The 21,003-nt window shown below is 60.6% G+C and carries 18 protein-coding genes; 8 read left to right on the top strand and 10 right to left on the bottom strand.

Annotated elements, in window-relative coordinates:
• Positions 1 to 43: 43 nt before the first annotated feature.
• A complete protein-coding gene (locus CAK95_RS26265; protein WP_086090633.1) occupies positions 44 to 937 on the top strand; it encodes an NAD(P)/FAD-dependent oxidoreductase in 894 nt (297 codons plus the stop codon).
• A 20-nt stretch (positions 938 to 957) separates the two neighbouring features.
• Positions 958 to 1,431 carry a methyltransferase family protein gene (locus CAK95_RS26260; RefSeq protein WP_086090632.1) on the top strand — a complete coding sequence of 158 codons (474 nt, stop codon included), beginning with the start codon at positions 958 to 960 and terminating at the stop codon, positions 1,429 to 1,431.
• 233 nt (positions 1,432 to 1,664) lie between these two features.
• Here CAK95_RS26260 and CAK95_RS26255 read toward each other — a convergent pair whose 3' ends face one another.
• A complete protein-coding gene (locus tag CAK95_RS26255) occupies positions 1,665 to 3,869 on the bottom strand; it encodes a mechanosensitive ion channel domain-containing protein (RefSeq protein ID WP_245303529.1) in 2,205 nt (734 codons plus the stop codon).
• A gap of 1,374 nt (positions 3,870 to 5,243) precedes the next feature.
• Entirely contained in the window at positions 5,244 to 6,200 is a 957-nt protein-coding gene (locus CAK95_RS26250; protein WP_086090631.1) for a LysR family transcriptional regulator, read from the bottom strand.
• 106 nt (positions 6,201 to 6,306) lie between these two features.
• On the opposite strand from CAK95_RS26250, the gene CAK95_RS26245 reads away from it, so the two are divergent.
• Positions 6,307 to 7,761: an LVIVD repeat-containing protein gene (locus tag CAK95_RS26245; RefSeq protein WP_183044185.1), complete on the top strand. Its 1,455-nt coding sequence runs from the start codon at positions 6,307 to 6,309 to the stop codon at positions 7,759 to 7,761.
• Positions 7,762 to 7,907: 146 nt separating this feature from the next.
• On the opposite strand, the gene CAK95_RS26240 is transcribed toward CAK95_RS26245, so the two are convergent.
• Complete coding sequence (locus CAK95_RS26240) at positions 7,908 to 8,540, bottom strand: Vgb family protein (protein WP_086090629.1); 633 nt, start codon at positions 8,538 to 8,540, stop codon at positions 7,908 to 7,910.
• Positions 8,541 to 8,694: 154 nt separating this feature from the next.
• Positions 8,695 to 9,915, bottom strand: coding sequence for a helix-turn-helix domain-containing protein (locus CAK95_RS26235; protein ID WP_086090628.1), 1,221 nt, complete (start codon positions 9,913 to 9,915; stop codon positions 8,695 to 8,697).
• Positions 9,916 to 10,036: 121 nt separating this feature from the next.
• Here CAK95_RS26235 and CAK95_RS26230 point away from each other — a divergent pair, with 121 nt between their 5' ends.
• Both CAK95_RS26230 and CAK95_RS29670 read left to right on the top strand, forming a co-directional pair.
• Entirely contained in the window at positions 10,037 to 10,828 is a 792-nt protein-coding gene (locus tag CAK95_RS26230; protein ID WP_245303528.1) for a DUF899 domain-containing protein, read from the top strand.
• 36 nt (positions 10,829 to 10,864) lie between these two features.
• Positions 10,865 to 11,203 (top strand): hypothetical protein, encoded by a 339-nt coding sequence (locus tag CAK95_RS29670; RefSeq protein ID WP_183044184.1) that lies wholly within the window; start codon positions 10,865 to 10,867, stop codon positions 11,201 to 11,203.
• A gap of 67 nt (positions 11,204 to 11,270) precedes the next feature.
• Here the strand turns inward: CAK95_RS29670 and CAK95_RS26220 are convergent, their stop codons facing one another.
• The 3 genes from CAK95_RS26220 to CAK95_RS26210 form a co-directional block, all read right to left on the bottom strand.
• A complete protein-coding gene (locus CAK95_RS26220) occupies positions 11,271 to 13,472 on the bottom strand; it encodes a xanthine dehydrogenase family protein molybdopterin-binding subunit (RefSeq protein ID WP_086091678.1) in 2,202 nt (733 codons plus the stop codon).
• A gap of 166 nt (positions 13,473 to 13,638) precedes the next feature.
• On the bottom strand, positions 13,639 to 14,655 hold the full coding sequence (locus tag CAK95_RS26215) for an FAD binding domain-containing protein (RefSeq protein ID WP_086090626.1): 1,017 nt from the start codon (positions 14,653 to 14,655) through the stop codon (positions 13,639 to 13,641).
• Positions 14,652 to 15,161 carry a (2Fe-2S)-binding protein gene (locus CAK95_RS26210; RefSeq protein WP_086090625.1) on the bottom strand — a complete coding sequence of 170 codons (510 nt, stop codon included), beginning with the start codon at positions 15,159 to 15,161 and terminating at the stop codon, positions 14,652 to 14,654. Before CAK95_RS26210 ends, CAK95_RS26215 begins: the two co-directional genes overlap by 4 nt.
• Positions 15,162 to 15,275: 114 nt before the next feature.
• On the opposite strand from CAK95_RS26210, the gene CAK95_RS29430 reads away from it, so the two are divergent.
• A complete protein-coding gene (locus tag CAK95_RS29430; RefSeq protein WP_147413544.1) occupies positions 15,276 to 15,473 on the top strand; it encodes a hypothetical protein in 198 nt (65 codons plus the stop codon).
• 162 nt (positions 15,474 to 15,635) lie between these two features.
• On the opposite strand, the gene CAK95_RS26205 is transcribed toward CAK95_RS29430, so the two are convergent.
• Complete coding sequence (locus tag CAK95_RS26205; RefSeq protein ID WP_086091677.1) at positions 15,636 to 16,628, bottom strand: isopenicillin N synthase family dioxygenase; 993 nt, start codon at positions 16,626 to 16,628, stop codon at positions 15,636 to 15,638.
• A 357-nt stretch (positions 16,629 to 16,985) separates the two neighbouring features.
• A complete protein-coding gene (locus CAK95_RS26200) occupies positions 16,986 to 18,179 on the bottom strand; it encodes an acetyl-CoA C-acyltransferase (protein ID WP_086090624.1) in 1,194 nt (397 codons plus the stop codon).
• A gap of 204 nt (positions 18,180 to 18,383) precedes the next feature.
• Here CAK95_RS26200 and CAK95_RS26195 point away from each other — a divergent pair, with 204 nt between their 5' ends.
• Complete coding sequence (locus CAK95_RS26195; protein WP_086090623.1) at positions 18,384 to 18,968, top strand: TetR/AcrR family transcriptional regulator; 585 nt, start codon at positions 18,384 to 18,386, stop codon at positions 18,966 to 18,968.
• Between the two features lie 3 nt (positions 18,969 to 18,971).
• On the opposite strand, the gene CAK95_RS26190 is transcribed toward CAK95_RS26195, so the two are convergent.
• A complete protein-coding gene (locus tag CAK95_RS26190; protein ID WP_086090622.1) occupies positions 18,972 to 19,967 on the bottom strand; it encodes an aldo/keto reductase in 996 nt (331 codons plus the stop codon).
• 114 nt (positions 19,968 to 20,081) lie between these two features.
• Between CAK95_RS26190 and CAK95_RS26185 the strand changes: the two genes are divergently transcribed.
• Positions 20,082 to 20,978: a LysR family transcriptional regulator gene (locus CAK95_RS26185; protein ID WP_086091676.1), complete on the top strand. Its 897-nt coding sequence runs from the start codon at positions 20,082 to 20,084 to the stop codon at positions 20,976 to 20,978.
• Positions 20,979 to 21,003 lie beyond the last annotated feature (25 nt).

Genomic DNA, 21,003 nt, shown 5'->3' with positions numbered 1-21,003 from the left:
TGCAAGCCAGGCCCAGCCCAACCACAACACGGAGGTCATCATCATGGATGACGTCATCATCATCGGCGGCAGCTTTGCCGGTCTCGCCGCCGCGCTGCAGCTTGGCCGCGCGCGCCGCAAGGTCACCGTTCTCGATACCGGCCTGCCGCGCAATCGCTTCGCTGGCCGCTCGCACGGTGTGCTCGGCCACGATGACAAGCCACCGCTGGACATCCTGGCAGAGGCGCGGCAGCAGCTGGCGCGTTATCCCGCGATCAGGCTGGTCAATGCCCGGGCCGACAGCATCTCCGGCGGCATCGACGATTTCTCCGTTCTCACTGGCGACGGCGAAACCCTAAATGCGCGTCGCGTGATCCTGAGCTATGGCGTCGTCGACCAGATGCCTGATGTTCCGGGCTATGCTGAAAACTGGGGCACATCCGTCATCCCGTGCCCCTATTGCGACGGCTTTGAAGTGGCCGATCAGCATTGGGGTCTTGTCTGGTCGGGTCCGCAGTCGATGAATCAGGTCAGGCTGTTTCACGATTGGACCGACAGGCTGACGGTCTTCGCCGATGGTCACGACATTCCGCCCCATATCCGGGCCGATCTGGCGGGCCGCCGGGTACCTCTCGTTGATGGCCGGATCACCGGGATCGCCCGTCACGGGAGCCATGGTGCCACCATCAAGATCGATACCGGCCCCGATGTCGCAGTTGATATCCTGTTCGCGCATCCGCGTACCAAGCCGTCCGCAAGCTTGCATGACACACTGGGCCTCGCCACGGTCGATACGCCAACCGGCATCGCCCTCAAGACCGACGAGCGCCGCCAAACCAGCATGCCCGGCATCTACGCCGCCGGCGACCTCGCCAACCCCGGAATCCCCGCGGTCACCACGGCAACATGGCAAGGCGCGATGGCGGGTATCTTTGCTCAGCAATCGATGCTGGTTTGAGCAGAGATTGGAGGATGAGCATGGCCGTCGAACCGGACAGCGCGGGTGTGCGCTTCCCTCCGCCCTTCATCTATCTGGGAGCGCTGCTGTTGGGGCTGGCGGCGGAGCGGTTTGTCCCCCTGCGCTCTTTCGGCATCGACTGGCGGTTGCTGGTCGCGACGGGCGCGCTGCTGTTCGTTGCCGGCGCGGCGATGATGCTTGCGGCGGCGGGGCTGTTCCGGCGGCTGGGCACCAACGTTCCGCCGTCGCAGCCAACGACTCTCATCGCAACGACCGGTCCTTATCGGTGGACCCGCAATCCCATGTATCTCGGCATGGCGCTTATCTATGCCGGCCTTGCGATCGGCTTCGACGGGCCGATCGCCTTCGCCTTGCTCCCGTTGGTGCTGATCGCGATCCAGACGCAGGTGATCGCCCGCGAGGAGCGCTATCTCGAAGCGAAGTTCGGCGACGACTACCGCCGCTACAAGGCCGAGGTTCGCCGCTGGCTCTGACTATTCCGCCGCTGCCGCCTGCGGGGCCTTCTGATAAAGGTGAACTGGATACCGCTGGCAGTGCAAACTGGACACTCCCGGCTAAACTGGACACCTCAAAACCCACCCGCTCCGAGGGCGCGACAGCACGGTTCAAGGTGCAATGTAGCGGATCGCGCGCTACGGCTATCCGCGCGCCCCGAACGTGGACGTCGTCGACTGGTCGAGCGCATTCCGTTCACCGAGACGCGCCTTTACGTGAGTTCGTCTTCATTGGCCTCGCTATGTTCGCGAGCCCCTGGATGTTCCTCGACGACAGGGCCGGCCGCTTTGGCCGCGCGTGCCGTCTTGGCAGCCTTGGTCTCGGCGTCGCGCCGCTGGCCGGTTGCCGTGTTTTGGTTCACGACATGAAGCGGCGGCGCCGAGCCCTTTTTGTCTGTGCCGAGATAGATCGTGCGGTGGGGGAATGGAATCTCGATGCCGCGTGCGTCGAAGGCAGCCTTGATGCGCCGGTAGAACTCGCGCTTGACGTTCCATTGACCGAGTGGGCGCGTCTTGAACCGGCCCCGGAGCCAGACGGCCGAATCCTGGAGACCTTCAACGCCGATCACTTCGAATGGCGCGATGATCGTGCTCGCCAGCGGACCATCCTTCACCATGTCGTTGCCGACCTCGGCCATCACGGCAAGCGCTTCGTCGATGTTCTCACGATAGGAGACGGTCACGTCGACGACTGCATAAGCGAAGAGCTTCGACATATTCTTGACGGTCTGCACCTCGCCGAACGGGATGGAATGCAGATTGCCGTCGAAATCGCGCAAGTGGACGGTACGGATGCTGATCTTTTCGACCAGGCCGCTGTGCGACCCCACCTCTATGACGTCCCCGACGGAGATGGTGTTCTCCGTCAAGATGAAAATGCCAGTGATGATGTCCTTGACCAATGTCTGGGCACCGAAGCCAACGGCGAGGCCCACCACCCCGGCGCCGGCGAGAAGCGGCGCGATGTTCACGCCGATCTCCGACAGCACGATCAGGACCGCGATCGTGAGAAGCACGACCCGGAAGGCGTTCTGCAGGAAGGGCAGCAGCGTACTGAGGCGCGACGAGCCTGGGTTGCGCAGGGCAAGGCGTTCAGCGAATATCGTTCCCACTTCCCAGGCGACCAACGCGGCTACGCCCACGATGGCTATGGAGATCAAGCGCCCGAGTGTGTGCTGGCCGTTCGGCGATGCGAACCATTGGAATGGTTCTCCACCCCAAATTTGCAAAAGCACCAGAGCGCAGACGGCGATGACCGCACCCCGTAGGACCTTCCGGAGCCCGGGCAGGTAGCGGTTCGCGCGTGCCTCGAGCAACGGGTATCTTCTGCGCGTCTCGTCGTTCAGTGTGAAGATCGTATCGAACAGCCGCATCGCGCCGAGCATCACCACTCGCGCCAGAATGACAGCGAGCACCGACAAGAACGAGGCACGCGCGAGAAAGGCGAATCCGCCCGGCAAGTTCAGTGCCCAGACGAAATAGACTGCCACCACGTAGGCAATGACCAGGATGTGCCAGAAGTCCGCAGCCTGGTTGCGGAGTCGCGCGAAGCCGACTGCCGGCACTTCCGGCCCGCGAAGTTTACCGGCGACGGCACCGCGAATCTGAAGAATGAACACAATGCTCATTCCGGCGATAAGCAATGCAAGGAGATGACTCAGGAAAACGTAGGCCGCATAGGGCAGAGCGAGGAGCCAAGCGGCGTGTAACAGGAAATAACCGTAGACTGCGGTATAGGTGAAGCGCTTGAGCCAAACGAAACTATAGGCGGCGCTTTCATCTTTCATCGGGAAGAGGCGAAGGCCGGGTATGTCGGGAACAAGCACCATGCGCCCGATAGCAATGATCGCACGCGACAGGACAATAGCGTTGATCACCGCGAGCACTGCGAGCCGGATGAGAAAGCTTGTCTCAACCAGTGCCAGAATGCCGAAGGCGACCGCGGCGAACGCGACGATCGGCAGCACGTCGAGGACCGTACCGATGCCGAGAAGGACGCCACGGTCGACGAGGCGGTTGCTGATGGAGCGAGCCTCCACGGCCCTACGGAATGGCGCCAAAAGCCGCTTGGTCAGCCATTCAGCAAGCAGAGCTGCCACCAAGATCGCAGCGATCGTGGCGAGCATCCAGCCAATGCGATTGATCACGGCCGGATCGGACAGATTTTGCAGGATGGTTTGGATCTGATCGGGCAGATGCTCCATCTCGCCAGCCAACACGAGGATAACAGACGTCGAGAAGGCGCCGAGCGACTCAGCCACGCCCGATAGCCAGTCCTTTCGGTCCGTGGACTGCGGCGTCGCATTGTTCTGCGGTTCTACGAGCGTCCGCAGCCGAGCGATCAATTCGCCGCGGGCCTGGTCATTGTTAAGCGTGTCGATCAGCGCCTGCAGGTCCTTACGCTGCTCGCTCGACATCGGTGACGGTGCCTTCGGTCCAGCGGACGGCGTGGAGTCAGATACTGTTGGGCTGGATTGGCTCGCAGCTTGTGCCCTGGCGGTCGGAGCTGCGGCCGGACCGGCGAACGCAACCATGCAAATAAGCGAGAGGACTTTCAGGAATGAACTCGGCAGCATGCGGGATCCATCTTTTGCTGTGCGCCCGGCCGAATGGATGGCAGGCATTGTGGGCGTGCAGCGGTCGGTTCGCCCAATGTTACTTCGGCCCGCCATAATCGAGCGGTAGTGGGGGCTGGCCTGCTCGGCTGATCCGGACGATTACTCGCCCAATGACGCCGTTGTCACGCGCTTCGATCATGTAGAGGAGCATCTCGTTGGGAACCGCTTTGATATGATGTGGCACCGCTACACTGCCGGCTTTAGGGTTCTCGGATGCAGGCAAATTTTAAATGCTGATGGGTGAGGTTTCCTGACGACGGGGCGATTCGTCACACACATCGCTGCTGGAAGACAGGCAGCTTGGGACCCCGGCGCCGCGCTCGTGAGACGCCGGGGCATTCCCCTGAGTGTCAAGTCCAGGGCTGCCGGAGGGCAACTCAAAGATTGTCTTAGGCGATTGATACAACCGCAAGACATCGAGAAATAATAGCTTGTGGAAAAAAACCGGCCTCAGGCGTCACCGTGAGGCCGGGAAGAACAAGCACGACGGGCCCGGCCCATCCGGCCGGGTGGTATATCAAGAAACGCTGGTCGGGCACGAATTGTTCCTGCATCCGGCCGAGAGATCATCGCCTGTCGCCTTCCTCGCTTCATACGGCGCTGGGCTATGGGTAGTGCTGCCTGAACCCGCGTTGGCAGGTCCGGGACCTGTCGTGCCAAGCGCTGTCATACCGTCGCTCTCGCCGGCCTCGATCGCGGAGATGAGGCCGACTATCTGCCGGGTAACAGAATCCACGATTATGGTCGTGGTGTCGTCGGTCTTGGCGACATGGTGATCCCGTCGCGTCAGGGATGCCCCGCCTGACAGTCAGCTGGGCATCGGCTGGGCTTTCCGCTGGACGTGACAGTCTTTTCTCAGCGAGCTCCTCCTGCGTTTCGTTTGTTGAACTTCAAAAAATCGACCGATCGTTGGCGATAGTCGCTGAAACCGAGCAGAATCCAAATCGCAGAAATTCTCCTTTGAATTCAAGAGCGCAAATTTCTGACGGATCGGAGGATCGGTCCTTGAACATGCGCGGAAAAAATGCGCTGAAAAATCAGCACGTTCACTGGCTCAAAATGATCGAGTGGGAGTGATTCACGCCCACCCGAACGCCGCTAAACACAAGACACGCCTATCCCGGCATATGAGTTTGACTATGGTTGGTCGCCTGCTTTTGGGAATTGGTTCGTTCACTCGGCGGCGTTCCTCGACACTTCGAAAGCCGGCACGCTGCCCTGTGCAGGGCTCACCGTCTGGTTCACTTCTGTCTGCGTCGTTTCGCGCACGATATCGAGGAAGGCCTTCAGCACTGGTGACGGCTCCTCTCGTCGATAGATGATCGAGGTGTCGATAGACAGAGTCCGTCCCCGGATCGGTCGATAAACGACGCCCGCGCGGCGGAGGTTTTCCAGACATGCCGGCAGCAGCGAAACACCAAGCCCTACCGATACAAGTCCGATGATCGTCTGCTTCGGCGTTGCCTCCCTGACAATCCTTGGACTGAAGCCGGAGGACCGGCACAGGCCGGCAATCTCGTCGTAAAGCGAAGGATTGATGCTGCGTGGGAATTGGATCAGCGGCTCGGAGGAGAGGTCGGACAACGTGATCTCGGTCTCCCTGGCGAGGCGATGTGTCTCCGGAACGGCCACGATCAGCGGTTCGACCAATATGCTTTCGACGCGGAGGGATTTATGGCTGATGGGAGGATGAATGAAGCCGACATCCAACTGGCGCTCGGCCACCGCTTTGACCTGGTCGGGAATGCGTAGATCGGTCAGGCTCAGTTCGACCTCGGGGTAGCGTTCGGTAAAGCGCTGCACGATAGAGGGCACGACACTGTAGATGGCCGCGTCGATGAAGCCGACCGACAGATGGCCGGTTTCACCACGATCGGCTTTGCGCGCAAGCGCGACGGCCTGGCCCGTCTGATGAAGAACAGCCCGCGCCTCATCAAGAAACACGCGCCCCGCTGCAGTCAGTTCAACCTTGCGCTTTGTACGCTCCAGCAGGCGCACGCCGATCGCCTGTTCCAGCTGCTGGATCTGCTTGGTGAGCGGCGGTTGGGATATGTGCAGGCGCGCTGCGGCGCGCCCGAAATGCAGCTCTTCCGCGACGGTCACGAACGACTGCATCAGCTTGTGGTCCATGGCTTGAATTTCCAAAATCGAATTATTCAGCGCCGAAACGATATTGGACGGAAAATATCGATACCTGCAGAATTTGGAAAGGCACCAAAGCAGGGAGGCTGGAATCTTGAAGGATTCAAAGATATCGCGACGCCAGATGCTGAAGGTACCGCTGACCGGTGCGGCGGTTGTGGCCGCGTCTCAGTCCGGCCTGGTCGCCGACGCGGGCGCCCAGCGGGCTCCCGCATCCTCACCGGCACCGGTTGGCGCATTCGCTCACAACGTCGAGGCCGTCGGCTATACCGATCTCGACCACCGCCCGGCGTTCAAGATGGCCATCAGGCAGGTGGGAGAACGCTGGTTTCTTTATACGGGGCATTTCTGGCACTCGGGCTGGAGCATCGTCGATGTGACCGATCCGGCCAAACCCGAAGTCGTCAAATTCGTACCCTATCCCGGCACGAATACATGGACGCTACAGATCGATCTTTCCGGCGACACGATGGTGACGGCACTCGAAAAGCCGTTCGCAAATTTCGGCGGCGACCCCGATGCCCCTTTCGGCGAAGGAGTTCTGATCTGGGACATCGCCGATCCCATCAATCCGAAACAACTCGGCCACTATCGCACCGGCGGCAACGGCACCCATCGTAACCTCTATCCCGGCGGGCGTTATGTCCATCTCGCCGCCGGCATGCCCGGATACAAGGGCAACATCTATGTCATCCTCGACATCTCCGATCGCTCCAACCCACGCGAGGCCGGACGTTGGTGGGTACCTGGACAGCACGAGGCAAAAGGCGAAAGCCTCGCAGTCCCCGCGGCGGACTCAACCGAGCAAAATAAATCCGATCGCTACAAACTGCGCCTGCGGCCGCAATGCATGTGTGGCGCGTTCTGTGCCAGCGCGGGCGAGGACGTGTCCCTGCATGGACCTCCTTATGTCGTCGGCGATCTTGTTTATCTGCCTTATGGCGCTGCCGGCATCGTCGTGCTGGATATCAGTGATGTCTCCAAGCCGAAGCAGATCGGCAACCTGAGTTTCAGCCCGCCCTTTCATTCACGCTTCGGTGTGCATGGCGTCTTGCCAATTCCAGAGCGCGGCATTGCCTTCGCGAATTCGGAGAACGTCACCTATGGTCGCGGCCCGATGCATCATGCATCGATCGTCGATATTTCGGATCCTGCCGACCCCTTCCTGCTGTCGCTGCTACCCGAGCCGATACCGCCTGAAGGCGCGCCTTATGCCGATTTCACGACGCGCGGAGGCTGGCGCGGACCGCATAATATCAACCACCACCAGCATCATCCGGATGTCGAGAAACAGGGCGACTTGTTCTACATCGCGCATTTCAATGCGGGATTGAGAGTCTACGACGTCTCGAACACGCGGCTTCCGCGCGAGGTCGGTTATTTCATTCCGCCGGAACCGACACGGCGCTATGGACCAATGCCGGAAGACAAGCTGGTGTTGCAGACAGAGGACGTGGTCGTGGATCGGCGCGGCTTCATTTATATCAGCGACAAGAACCAGGGAGTGTGGATTCTCCGCTATACCGGACCTCGGCCGACCGAAGGATGATGATGCCGATGGTCGCGTAATGCATGGATAGCAAAGCTCCATGCTAGAGCATGATGCGCGGCATCATACTCTAATGTATTGGTCTCAATCACGTTTATGATTTTGGATCGATTCGATCCAAAATCATCGTGATCTAGGGTTGCAGATCATCGCCTGGGTCGGCGCACGGCTCTGACTTTTCCGCTGTTTCCACCACCGCAGAAAAACTGATCGCCGCCGTCGGACTCAAGCCCCGACACACCCATGCCGGGTGGCATGTCGAGCTTCTCCAGCACCTCTCCCGTTTGAGGATCTATCCGCATCAATTCGCTTTCGTCGCCTTCCCAGGTGCCGTGCCAGAGCTCGCCATCGACCCATGTCACGCCGGTGACGAAGCGTTTGGACTCGATGGTGCGCAGGATCTTGCCGGTTTCAGGATCGATCTGATGAATCTTCCGGTCACGATATTGTCCGACCCAGAGCGTGCCCTCGGCCCAGGCGAGACCTGAATCCCCACCGCCGGGAGCCGGGATCGTGGTGAGCACATCTCCGGTTTTCGGATCAATCTTCTGGATGCGATCCTCGGCAATCTGAAACAGGTGCTGACCATCAAAGGCCGTTCCTGCATGCGCGGCGACATCCATTGAACGTACCGTTTTTCCGGTTTCAGGATCCAATGCATTCAGTTTGTCACCGGACGCAAACCAGACATTCTCGCCGTCAAACGTAAGCCCATGCACTTGGGCGATATCTGGAAAGGGGCCATATTCGCGAAGGATTTCGGCTGCTGATTGTTTCATGTTCTCCTCGTGGCGTTGAAATTGACTTGCTCACGCCGAGTGATCGATTTTCGACGTTTGCTGTGAGGATACTTATCGTTTGGCCGGTGGCGCTGGGAGTAACAAGGTCGTCGCGATCATGGCAGCGGAGGTGGCTTACTGATCGAGCCACGCTCTAATCACTCGGCAGCGGAGCCGGGAGCAACAACGTCGTCGTAAAGCCTGGCATCGGCGGGGTCATCCAGCGGCGCGCGCGCCCGCGGCCAAACCACTGCACCTTGCCTGCTGCCGACAGCTCGTCAAGTGCCCGTTGCACGGTGCGCTGACTGGCGCCAAGCGCAAGCGCCAATGCCGAGCTCGACCACGATTCACCATCGGTCAGGAAGGCCAGCACCGCCCCATGCTGCTCTTCGACCGGACGTGCCAAGACGACGACCTCACGCGCGCTACGTGGCGTCAGAGCAAAGCCTTGCTTTGTTGCATTCACGCCGGCCAGTTTTTTCAGCACCGCGCGAAGCCGCCCCATTTCAACGCGCAACCTCGCGCGGTGCGATTCATCGGCGTGTTTTCCGCGAAATGCCCGCGCGATGAGCGTCGCCCTTGGCACATCTGCGGGCCAGGCTTCGGCCAGCGCGCGTGCGAGCGCGAACAACACCGGACGCCGTGCAAGTGAGACAAAGGTGTTTGCATCGCGCACGACATGCCGGCATGCGTCGACGACAAACGCTTTCGATGTTTGCAAGGCTTCGACGTCCTCAAGGAGGAGGGGCCGCTCCTCGCCACGCGCAATCAGGCGCGCGGCGGGTGTGTTGAGCAGGTGAAACGCGCTTTCGACTTCCCCCTTCAGCGCGGGAATCCTTGCTTGAAGCGCGGCGCGCTCGGCCCGAGCGAGTGCAGCGCGCGCTTCTTTCGTGCGGAGGCGCCGCATCGCGAGGCCCGCAACAATCAGCTCATGGGCGGCCGTCGATGCGGGTGGGACCTGCGTCGGATCAAGCTCGGCGAGGAAACGTTCGGCCTCGTCAAGGCGCCCGATCAGGAGCAGACGCCGGATCTCCAGATAGCGCGCATGCGCGGCGTTCACGTGATCGCCATGCGCTTCGAGCGTCGCCCGTGCTGCGTCGAGTGCCTTCACGCGCCAGCCGAGGTCGCGCGAGACGAGCGCGATTTCGGCCTCGGCGACGATACATCTCGCGCGGGCGACGGCCTCCTTGGGACTGAAGGCGCGCGCCGCGCGTCGCACCAGGATCTTGGCGCGATCGAAATCGCCAAGCTGCGCCATCGCGATACCACGCAGCGCCAGCGCAGGCGCGTCCTCGCGCAAGGCCACCCGGTTCAGCGCGCCGAGCGGGTCGCCCGCGGCCAGCGCACGCGCCGCAGCCGTGATCAGCGAGTCCATGCAAATCCCGCCAGAATTGTCACTCTCACCATTCGATACCAAGTCCTAGTTTATCTCACGACGATCAACCAGCACGCTGTGTCGGAAACGAACGCTGATGTGCGCCAATGGAGAGAAAACGATGGCAAAGCACACCACTAGGACAGACGAAGGTCGGTTGGCGGCGCGGGGCGCAATGAACACACCGCCGGTCGTGTCGCAGCAGGCGTGGGAGGCCGCGCGCGAGCAACTGCTCGTGAAGGAAAAGGCGATGACCCGCGCCCGGGACGCGCTGGCTGCGGAGCGCCGGCGGATGCCGTGGATGGCCGTGGAGAAGACATATACGTTCGAGGGGCCTGACGGAAAAGCCAGCCTGCTCGACCTGTTTGAAGGCCGGCGTCAATTGATCGTCTACCGCGCCTTCTTCGAACCCGGGGTGTTCGGCTGGCCCGAGCATGCCTGCCGCGGCTGCTCCCTTGTGGCCGATCAGGTCGCCCATGTGGCCCATCTGAACGCCCGCGACACCACTCTCGTGTTTGCGTCGCGCGCACCCCAAGCGGATATCGCGCGCCTGAAGGCACGGATGGGATGGCAGATGCCCTGGTACACCATCACCGACAGCTTCGACGCCGATTTCGGCGTGGATCAGTGGCACGGCCATAACGTGTTCATCCGCGATGGGGACCGTGTGTTTCGCACCTACTTCATCAACAACCGCGGCGACGAGGCGATGGGAAGCACGTGGAATTACCTCGATATCACTCCGCTCGGCCGTCAGGAGGTCTGGGAGGACTCGCCGGAAGGGTATCCCCAGACGCCTACATACAAGTGGTGGAACTGGCACGACAACTACGCGGCAGAAGCCGCGCCAAACCCGAAATGGGTCGAGATCTCAGACGCCGGCGAGGCGGCATTCCGAAATCGCGACAAGTAGCGTCGCGGCGTTGCGCTTTTTTTGCAGGAGAGAACCATGAGCGAGGGTCGCCTCAGCGGATGCGCCTCCGGCGTACAACGGTATGAAAGCGGCAGCGCCATCTTGCTTAGCGCTGCCGATTGGCTGAGCCTTGCGGCTGCGCCAGCCTTTGCATTCATGGGATTGCTGACCGGTGTCCTTGGTAGCGGCGGATCGGACATGCTCTGCTCGACAGCGCTCGATGCGTTACCGCTGAACGGAATGGTCCTGATGTACGCGCTGATGAGCGCATTCCATCTGTCGCCCTGGCTGAAACTCATCTCTAGCCGGGTTCAGTTGTATGTTGCGGCCGAGGACGACTGTGTGATGGGCGCAACGGCAAAGCGCTCGCGCTAGTCAAAATCGCAGGAAAATCCCGGCGGGTTGATCCCGTCGGGATTTTCAATGTCTGTCGTCACAGCGATCAGCGCAATTTATCGAGCGTGATCGGCAGATCGCGCACCCGTTTGCCGGTTGCGTGATAGACAGCATTGGCGATGGCGGCTGCAACGCCGACGATACCGATTTCACCTAATCCCTTGATGCCCATTGGATTGACGATGTCATCCTGCTCGTCGACAAAAATGACATCGATGTCATGGACGTCGGCATTCACCGGGATATGATATTCGGCGATATTGGCATTCATGATGCGGCCGAAGCGATGGTCGATCAGCGTTTCTTCGTGCAGTGCAACCCCCATGCCCCAGATGGCGCCGCCCATCACCTGGCTGTGCGCGGTCTTGGGATTGAGAATGCGGCCGGCAGCGACCGCGCAAACGATGCGCGGGACGCGGATGACGCCGATCTGCTCGTCCACATGCACTTCGGCAAAGATCGCCGAGTGAGTGTTGTGGGCGTGCTTACCGTCATTTGGAAACTCGGTGGCCTTTTCCTGTTCGATCCGCTCCACGGCGCCGTGCCGCATTGCATCGGCGATGGAAACCGCGTGATTGCCATCCTTTTTTGATGCAATCGTGCCATTGATGAGAACGGTGTCGTCTGGCTTCACGCCGGCAAGCGGCGAATTCGGATCTTGCTGTGCCAGACGCAGCAATTCGTTACGCACGGCGTTGCTGGTATTCACTATGGCGTTCGACACAGAAGCCGCTATCCACGATCCGCCTTCGACCGGCGATTGCGGCAGCGTCGAATCGCCAAGCTTGATGTCGATGCTGTCGAGTGGCAGACCGAGCGCATCGGCCGCGACCTGCGCCATGATCGTATAAGTGCCGGTGCCGATATCGGATGTCGCGCAAGAGATTTGCGCATGGCCGTTTGCCGTCAAAGCGATGCGGACCGTGATCGGCACCTGCAGCGCTTCCCAGATACCGCTTGCCATGCCGTATCCGACGAGATCGGTACCGTCCCGCATGGACCGGGGCTCGGGGCTCCGCTTCGACCAACCGAATGCCTCCGCGCCTTGACGATAGCACTCACGCAAGTTCTTGCTGCTGTAGGGCAAACCGGTTGTCTGATCGCGATCGGAGTAGCATCGCAGCCTGAGTTCAAGAGGATCGATCTTGAGTGCGACTGCGAGCTCGTCCATGGCCGATTCAAGAGCATAAACCGCGGTTGTCGCGCTGGGCGCGCGCATGTCGGCCGATGTCGGAAGATCGAGCCGGGCAAGTTTATGTTCGTATCTCGCCGTCTCGCTTTTATAAAGAAGGCCCGACCAGGTCGTTTCGTTCCGGTGGAAGTCTTCATATTGCGACGTCACGGTAACTGCATCATGCGTGACCGCATCGAGCGTGCCATCAGCTTTTGCACCAAGCTGAATCTTCTGGATCATCGCGGGCCGGTAGCCGAGCGAGTACATCTGCTGGCGTGTCAGCACGACCCGGACCGAGCGCTTCAATGCGCGCGCGCCAAGAACCGCGAGCACAGCCTGATATTGCGGCCGCAATCCTGAGCCAAATCCTCCGCCCATGAAGGACGAAACAACGCGTACATCGTCCGGATTCATACTGAACACGCCGCAGAGATAGCGCTGGACGTTCTGCACGCCTTGCGTCTTGTCATAGACCGTCAGCTTGCCGTCGCCCTCCCATCGCACGGTCGAGGCAAACGGCTCCATCGGATTGTGGTGTTCGATCGGCACATAATATTCGCCCTGGTGACGCACAGCGGCCGCTGCGAAGGCCTTGGCAGCGTCGCCGCGCGGTTTTGCGGGCTCATCGACGGCGAAGGCGTCTTTACGGGCGCGAGCCAGATCGGTGACAGGCTGTTCGGCGTTGTATTTGACGCGCACCAGCGAAGCCGCATAGCGCGCCGTCTCCCAATCTTCGGCCAGCACCAGCGCAATCGGCTGGCCGCTGAACAAGATCCTGTCATCGTAGAGCGGGCGGAATGGTGAGCCCTTTTCAGGCGCCACATCGTCCTTGTAGGCCTCGTCATTGTCGGCCATCGCCGGCCGGTTCTGATGCGTCAGGATGGCGATCACGCCGTCGACATCCATGGCCTGGCTGATGTCGATGCTGATGATCCGGCCTTTTGCGATCGCGGACGCAACGATGCTGGCATGGACAAGGTCCGGAGCGCTGAATTCCCCGGCATATTTTGCAGCGCCGGTGACTTTGGCGCGGCCGTCAACGCGGGACGTCGGAGTGCCGATATACGCGGTCATGGGCTTGCTCATCTGGCTGTTTCGTTCCGGGAGTGCTGCAGATTGGGCAGCATCGGCGTGTCCATATCTCAATGCACCGACCGCAATTGCTCCCTGCAGAACGTGCCGGCGGCTGATGCCGCGTGCATGCGGACGATTGGGAGCAACGGGTGGTGCCATTCTCTGCTCATGCAATCTTCTTGTTGGATTGCGATTGCGGCGTACCGTTTGCCGCCTGTGTTAGCCCGCGCACGATGGTACGGCGGGCCAGTTCGATCTTGAAGTCGTTGTGCCCGTAACCCTTGGCATCGCGCAGCAGGTGGTCGGCAGCGCGCCTATAGGTTTCCGGCGTAGCCTGCTGCCCGTTCAGCAGCGCTTCTGCGGATTGGTCTCGCCAAGGCTTGTGTGCGACACCGCCAACGGCGAACCTCGCTTGCCGGATGGTCTTTCCGTCCATCTCCAGCCCGACCGCAACCGATACCAGCGCGAAGGCATAGGACAGACGGTCGCGGATTTTCAGGTAGGTGTAGTTCTTGCTGAAGCCTTGCGGCGGAAGCTCGATGGCCGTGATGATCTCGTTGGGGTTGAGATTGGTATCGCGCTGCGGCGTATCGCCGGGCAGGCGATGGAAATCGGTGAGGGCAATAGTGCGATCACCGGATGGTCCGGTCACGTGCACCTTGGCATCGAGCACGGCCAGCGCCACGCACATATCGGAGGGATGGGTGGCGATGCATGCCTCGCTCGTGCCGAGAATGGCATTAATGCGGTTGAGGCCTTTAATCGCCGAACAGCCGCTGCCGGGATCGCGCTTGTTGCAGGGTGTCACCGTATCGTAGAAATAGAAACAGCGTGTCCGCTGCATCAGGTTGCCTCCGGTGGAGGCCATGTTGCGCAGCTGTGCCGAAGCGCCAGCCAGGATTGCGCTTCCGAGCACGGGATAACGCTTTGCCACAAGCGGATGCCAGGCGAGGTCCGAATTCGGCACTAACGCGCCGATCCGCAAGCCGCCGTCTGTGTTTTCCTCCACTTTCGTGAGCGGCAGATGCGAAATATCGATGAGATGTGTCGGCTGCTCGACATCTTCTTTCATCAAATCGAGCAGATTGGTCCCGCCTGCGATGAACTTGGCGCTCGAGTCGGCCGCGATCTGGCGAACCGCGTCGGAGATGTTGTTGGCGCGTGTATATTCGAAATTGATCATGACGCCCCCATCGCTTGCTGGATGGCCGCGACGATGTTTGGATAAGCGGCGCAGCGGCAGAGATTGCCGCTCATCAACTCTCGAATTTCATCGGCCGTCTTCGCCTTGCCTTCCGCAATCAATCCGACGGCCGAACAGATCTGACCGGACGTGCAATAGCCACATTGGAAAGCGTCGTGGTCGATAAAGGCCTGTTGCAGGGGATGCAGGGCATCATCGGTTGCCAGGCCTTCGATCGTGGTCACCTGGGCTCCGTCCTTCATGACGGCGAGGGTGAGGCAGGAATTGATGCGACGGCCGTCGACCAGCACGGTACAGGCGCCGCATTGGCCATGATCGCAGCCTTTCTTGGTGCCCGTCAGTTCGAGATGATTGCGTAATGCGTCGAGCAATGTTGTCCACGGAGCCACTTCGAGCTGTGTCTCCTGACCATTGATGACGATTTTTATTGAATGTTTAGCGGGGGTAGGGATGCCGTGTTCAACGCGTCGCGCTGCTTGTGCCATGTGCATCTCTCATCTGTTTGCGCGGGTCCATCGACCCACAACAACTATTCACAACGCAAACTAATGCTCAGGATTTCGAAGCGTTCCAAGCTATACGGAGGTTTAAGTCGGCAAATGTCATTGACGCAGCTAAGCGTCGTGCAGTTGGATTTGCGACATAACGATTTTTCTGCTTTGCGCGCAAAAACTGCCGATCACTTCGCTCTTTCACGAAGCGGTGATGATTGCGTCGCTATCAAGGTTTATGTCGTGGATGTGACGGACGTGAAAAAAAGCAGTTACAAAGCCGCCCCCATTCGGGCGACTGCATAAATGATGTGCACATGTGCGAAGACATCAGCTTTTCGCCAAGTGCGGCCTTCGCCAAGTACGACAGCCTGACTGCCCAATCCGCCGACGTGGCTTCCACCAAGCTTTTCCGAGTAAAACGGGCGGAGTGGCACTTGCCCGCTCCGCCCTGATGCGATCAAAATCTTATCCGGCGAAATTCGCCGCGATCCTCTGTTGCAGATAATCATGCGCCGTGATCGGCGGGTAAATTTTCTTTGGTCCCTGAACGATCGCATTCATGTTGGCCTGACAAAAGAACGGCAACGAGTAGCGCGGTCCGAGATACTCGTCATCGCGCGGCATGCGCACGCGATGCAGCGTCGACAGTAACTGATCGTCGCTCCAGCGCTTCAGCATGTCGCCGATATTGCAGGTAATGACGCCGGGTAATGGCTCGACATCGGTCCATTCCAGCTCCGACGCTTCCTTGCCGGGGCAGAGTTGCAGGCCGCCTTGTCCGGGCCGCTGATGCAGAAGGGTGAGGCAGTCATAATCGGTGTGGGCGCCGGCGCGCCAGCCGGTATAGTCCTCGGGCTTTGCATTGGTCATCGGCAGATAATGCAAGAGCCGCAGCGTGCTCTGATAATCCGGCGCCAGCGGATCGTGCGCCTCGGTGAAGAAATCCGGCGCGAATCCGAGTTTGAGCGCGAAACAGGACAGCACCTTCATGCCGACCGCCCAGTTCGCGCGCTCGAAGGCCAGCATCGCCGCCTTGAAGCCGGGGAGTTCCTCGCCGGATGGCCACAGCTTTGCCATGCGTGTCGGCGTGATCTGATAGCTTTCCTTGTTGTCGGCTGTGCCGGTGGAGGGCCGCACCTGGCTTTTGTATTCCCAGCCGGCATTGGTGCCCTTGCCCAGCGGATATTTGGCCTTGGTTTCATGCGACAGCGCGAAAAACCGCTCGGTCATCTCGAAGGCTTCATCGATCTGCTGCTGCGGGATGCCGTGATTGACGAGCTGGAAGAAGCCGATCTCGGTCGAGGCTTTCCAGAGCTGGTCGGCGATCTCGGCTTTGCGCTTTTCGAAATCGCCCAGATCGATTTGCGGGACATCGCGGTGCTTGGTTTTGCCGATGCCTCCGAAGGTGGTTTCGAGGTTCAGTTCTTCAAGTGAATAGTTCTTTGCCGTCTGGGTCATGATCATGTCTCATCGTTTCGGCTGCTGCCATGATTGATGAAAGCAAAGATCAACTGTCGTGGAGCCGCAACCAAACCCTTGCGTTCGGGAACAAACGCAAGATGCGGATGGAGCCAACACTCTCAAGGAAGATGCGAGACGCGGCATGCTGGGCTCCAGAGCGAACAAAATCGATCCTTGCCGAGCAATGTCCCGGACCAATGGCCCTGACCGCTTATACTCGCCCTCCGTTTAGCACAGATGGCCTGACCGGTCTGCTTGAATTTTCGGCATCGCTCTTCGTGCCGCGAGCAGAAGGTAGCAGCCGGCCAGCACCGATCGATCCCGACAGGTCAGAACATGGCGGCCGGTCGGATTTTATTGCACCCTTTCGATCGCAATGGCGGTCGCCTCACCGCCGCCAATGCAGAGGGAGGCGATGCCGCGTTTGGCACCCTGCCGTTCCAGGGCATGCAGCAATGTCACGATGATGCGCGCGCCGGTCGCGCCGATCGGATGGCCGAGTGCGCAGGCGCCGCCATTGACGTTCAGCTTGTCGCGCGGAATGCCGAGTTCTTTCGCAGCCGCCATGGCGACCACGGCAAACGCTTCATTGATCTCGAACAGATCGACATCGCCGACACGCCAGCCGGTCTTCTCGAGCACTTTTCGGATCGCCGGAATGGGGGCGGTGGTGTACCAGGCCGGTTCCTGGCTGTGCGTGGCATGCGCCTTGATCTCGGCGAGGATCGGCAGGCCTTCGCGCTCGGCAATCGAGCGGCGTGTCAGGATCAACGCTGCGGCGCCATCGGCATTGGCGGATGCGCTAGCCGCGGTGATCGTTCCGTCGGTGCGGAAGGCGGGCTTCAGTGTCGGGATTTTTTCCGGCGAGACTTTCAGCGGATGCTCGTCATGTTCGACGATCTTGTCGCCACCTTTGGCGGCAATGGTGACCGGCGCAATCTCGGCCTTGAACGAGCCGTCCTCGGTCGCCTTGCGCGCGCGCGTCAGCGTCTCGACGGCATAAGCGTCCTGGTCGGCGCGCGTGAATTGGTAGGCTTCGACCGCCACTTCGCCGAAATCGCCCATCGGCCGGCCGGGCTCGTATGCGTCTTCGAGACCGTCGAGCATCATGTGATCGAAGATTCGGTCATGTCCGACGCGATAGCCGCCGCGCGCTTTCGCGAGCATGTAAGGAGCATTCGACATCGACTCCATGCCGCCGGAGACGACGATATCGGCGGAGCCCGCGTTAATCAGATCGTGCGCCAGCATGGTTGCCTTCATGCCGGAACCGCACACCTTGTTGATGGTGGTTGCGCCCGTGGCATCCGGCAAACCGGCACCGCGCGCCGCCTGGCGCGCCGGCGCCTGTCCTTGTCCGGCCGGCAGCACGCAGCCCATCAGCACCTCGTCGACCTTTTCGGGCGCGAGATTCGCGCGATCCAGCGCGGCGCGGATGACATGTGCGCCGAGGGCATGGGCCTGCATCGGCGCCAGATCGCCGAGAAAGCGCCCAAGTGGCGAACGCACGGCGGAGACAATGACGATGGGATCGGACGGTGTCGGCATGACGGCTCCTCACTGTGCTCAGGCGACCGGGATGATGGGCAAGTCTAGCTGATCATATTTGCCGCTGCTGGCAGAAGATTCCATAGCGCATGGTCATTGCTCCCCGCCGCTATCGCCGGCGTCCTTATTACAACCGTCATCGCCGCATTGCAGATACATGATGACCGACATATAAAAGTCAAGCGTTTGTGGACGGAGCTGCGGATGAAGGTGAGCCGGGAACAGGCCGAGAAGAACAGGCGCCGCATTGTCGAGGTGGCGGGAGAGATGTTCCGCGAGCATGGTTTTGACGGGATCGGTCTGGCGGACCTGATGAAAAAGGCCGGGCTGACCCATGGCGGCTTCTATGGCCATTTCAAATCCAAGGAGGCTTTGGCGGCTGAAGCCTCCGCGCGCGCCTTGTCAAAAAGCTGCGACAAGCTGGCGGCTGTGGCCGATGCGGCGTCCGGCGATGCGCTCGCCGCACTGGTTGGTTCTTATCTATCGGACCGCCACAGGAAGGAAATCGGGAAGGGATGTGCTTTTGTCGCACTTGGCGCGGACGCCGCCCGGCATGGCAAACCGTTGCGGTCGGCTTTCGCCAAAGGTGTCGACGATTATCTTGCCGTTCTTTCCGACATTGTCCCGGGCCGAACCAAAGCCGAGAAGCGCAAGAAGGCGATGACGACGTTGTCCGGCATGGTCGGTGCGCTGGTGCTGGCGAGGGCCGTCGACGACGAAAATCTCGCAAAGGAGATTCTCGTCGCGACGGCCGCAAGTCTTACAGCGCCAACAGTCGGCAACGTCTGAGTATCACTTCTCGCTGTCGAGATCGGCCATCGCCATTTGTGGATAGCGCGAACCGACCGCGGCGTTTTTCGGCACTGCGCGTTCAATGGCCGCGATGTCCTGCTTGCTGAGTGTCACCTCGGCTGCGCCAAGCGCTTCGTTGAGGCGATCGCGCTTGCGCGCGCCGACAAGCGGAACGATGTCATCGCCCTGTGCAGCGACCCAGGCGATGGCCGCTTGCGCGACAGTGATGCCTTTTGCCTCGGCGACCGTCCGCAGCGCGTCGACAAGCGCGAGATTGGCATCGATATTTCCGGCCTGGAATCGCGGACTATAGGTCCGGAAATCACCCGCGGTTGTTGTCGCGTTGCTCCTCCAATGTCCGCTGATCAATCCGCGCGACAGCACGCCATAGGCCGTGACGCCGATGCCGAGTTCGCGCACGGTCGGCAGGATCTCGTCCTCGATGCCGCGCGAGATCAGCGAATATTCAATCTGCAGATCGCTGATCGGATGGACCTTGGCGGCGCGGCGGATCGTCTTCGTTCCCATCTCCGACAAACCGATGTGACGGACGTAGCCTGCCTTCACCATATCGGCGATGGCGCCGATTGTGTCTTCGATCGGCACATCGGGATCGAGACGCGAGGGACGATAGATATCGATATAATCGAGCCCAAGCCGCTGCAGCGAATAGGCGAGGAAGTTCTTCACCGCGTTCGGCCGCGCATCATAGCGCAGCCAGTTGCCGCCGGGATCGCGCATCGCGCCGAACTTGACGCTGACCTGGAAGGTGTCGCGGGCGATGCCTTTAACCGCCTCGCCGATCAGCATCTCGTTGTGGCCCATGCCGTAGAAGTCGCCGGTATCGAGCAGGGTGACGCCGGCATCGAGCGCGGCATGAATGGTAGCAATGCCCTCCTGCCGGTCGGACGGGCCATACATACCCGACATGCCCATGCAGCCAAGACCGATGGCCGACACCTTCGGGCCGGTTTTGCCAAGTTGAAGCTGTTTCATTGGTGTTCTCCAAGATCTGGCCGAGGTGCCCCCGGCGTCAGGCGGGACTATGGGCACTCGTCTTTCGTTCGATAATCCGATATTATATGAACAGGTTGTATGGATTATCGAACAATGGCGGACATCGATCTCGCGGATCTGGATGCATTCACGGCGGTTGCGCGACAGCGGAGCTTTCGCGGCGCCGCGGTGACGCGAGGCGTTTCGGCCTCGACGCTGAGCGAAGCGGTCCGGCGGCTGGAGGCGCGACTGGGTGTTCGGCTGCTCAATCGCACGACGCGCAGCGTGACCACAACGGAGGCGGGTGCGCGCCTTCTCGACCGGCTGACACCGGCCTTGGGTGAGGTGCAGGCCGCGCTCGATGTGGTGAACAGCTTCCGTGATAGCCCAACCGGGACGCTGCGGCTCAATGTGCCGGGCATTGTGGCGCGCGTGGTCATGCCGCCGATCGTCGAAAGCTTTCTCAAAAGCCATCCCGGCATCACGATGGAGGTCGTCAGTGACGACAGTTTCATCGATGTGCTCGCGGCAGGTTTCGACGCCGGCGTGCGTTACGACGAACGCCTTGAGCAGGACATGATCGCGGTGCCGATCGGCCCGCGCGTTCAGCGTTTCGCTACGGCTGCGGCTCCATCGTATCTCGCCTCGCGCGGCCGCCCGCAGCATCCACGCGATTTGTTGAACCATGCCTGCATTCGCCATCGCTTTCCGAGCCGAGTCATTCCCAACTGGGAGTTCGAACGTAACGGTGAGATCGTGCGGATCACACCGGCAGGACCATTGATTGCCACCTCGATCGAACTGGAGATCAGTGCCGCTGTTGCCGGCCTCGGGATCGTATCCAGCTTCGAAGACTACCTCGCGCCGCAATTAACGAGCGGCGTGCTGGTGCCCGTTCTTAAAGACTGGTGGCAGAGCTTCAGCGGACCCTTTCTCTATTACGCCAGCCGCCGGCACATGCCGGCACCGCTGCGCGCCTTTGTCGATTTCATCAAGACGCGCAATGGGTAACCGGTATTTCTATTGCCATACCGAT

Source organism: Pseudorhodoplanes sinuspersici (assembly GCF_002119765.1).
Taxonomy (GTDB): Bacteria; Pseudomonadota; Alphaproteobacteria; order Rhizobiales; family Xanthobacteraceae; genus Pseudorhodoplanes; species Pseudorhodoplanes sinuspersici.
Note: the sequence above shows the minus strand (reverse complement) of the source record. Positions and strands in the feature narration are given on the sequence as shown.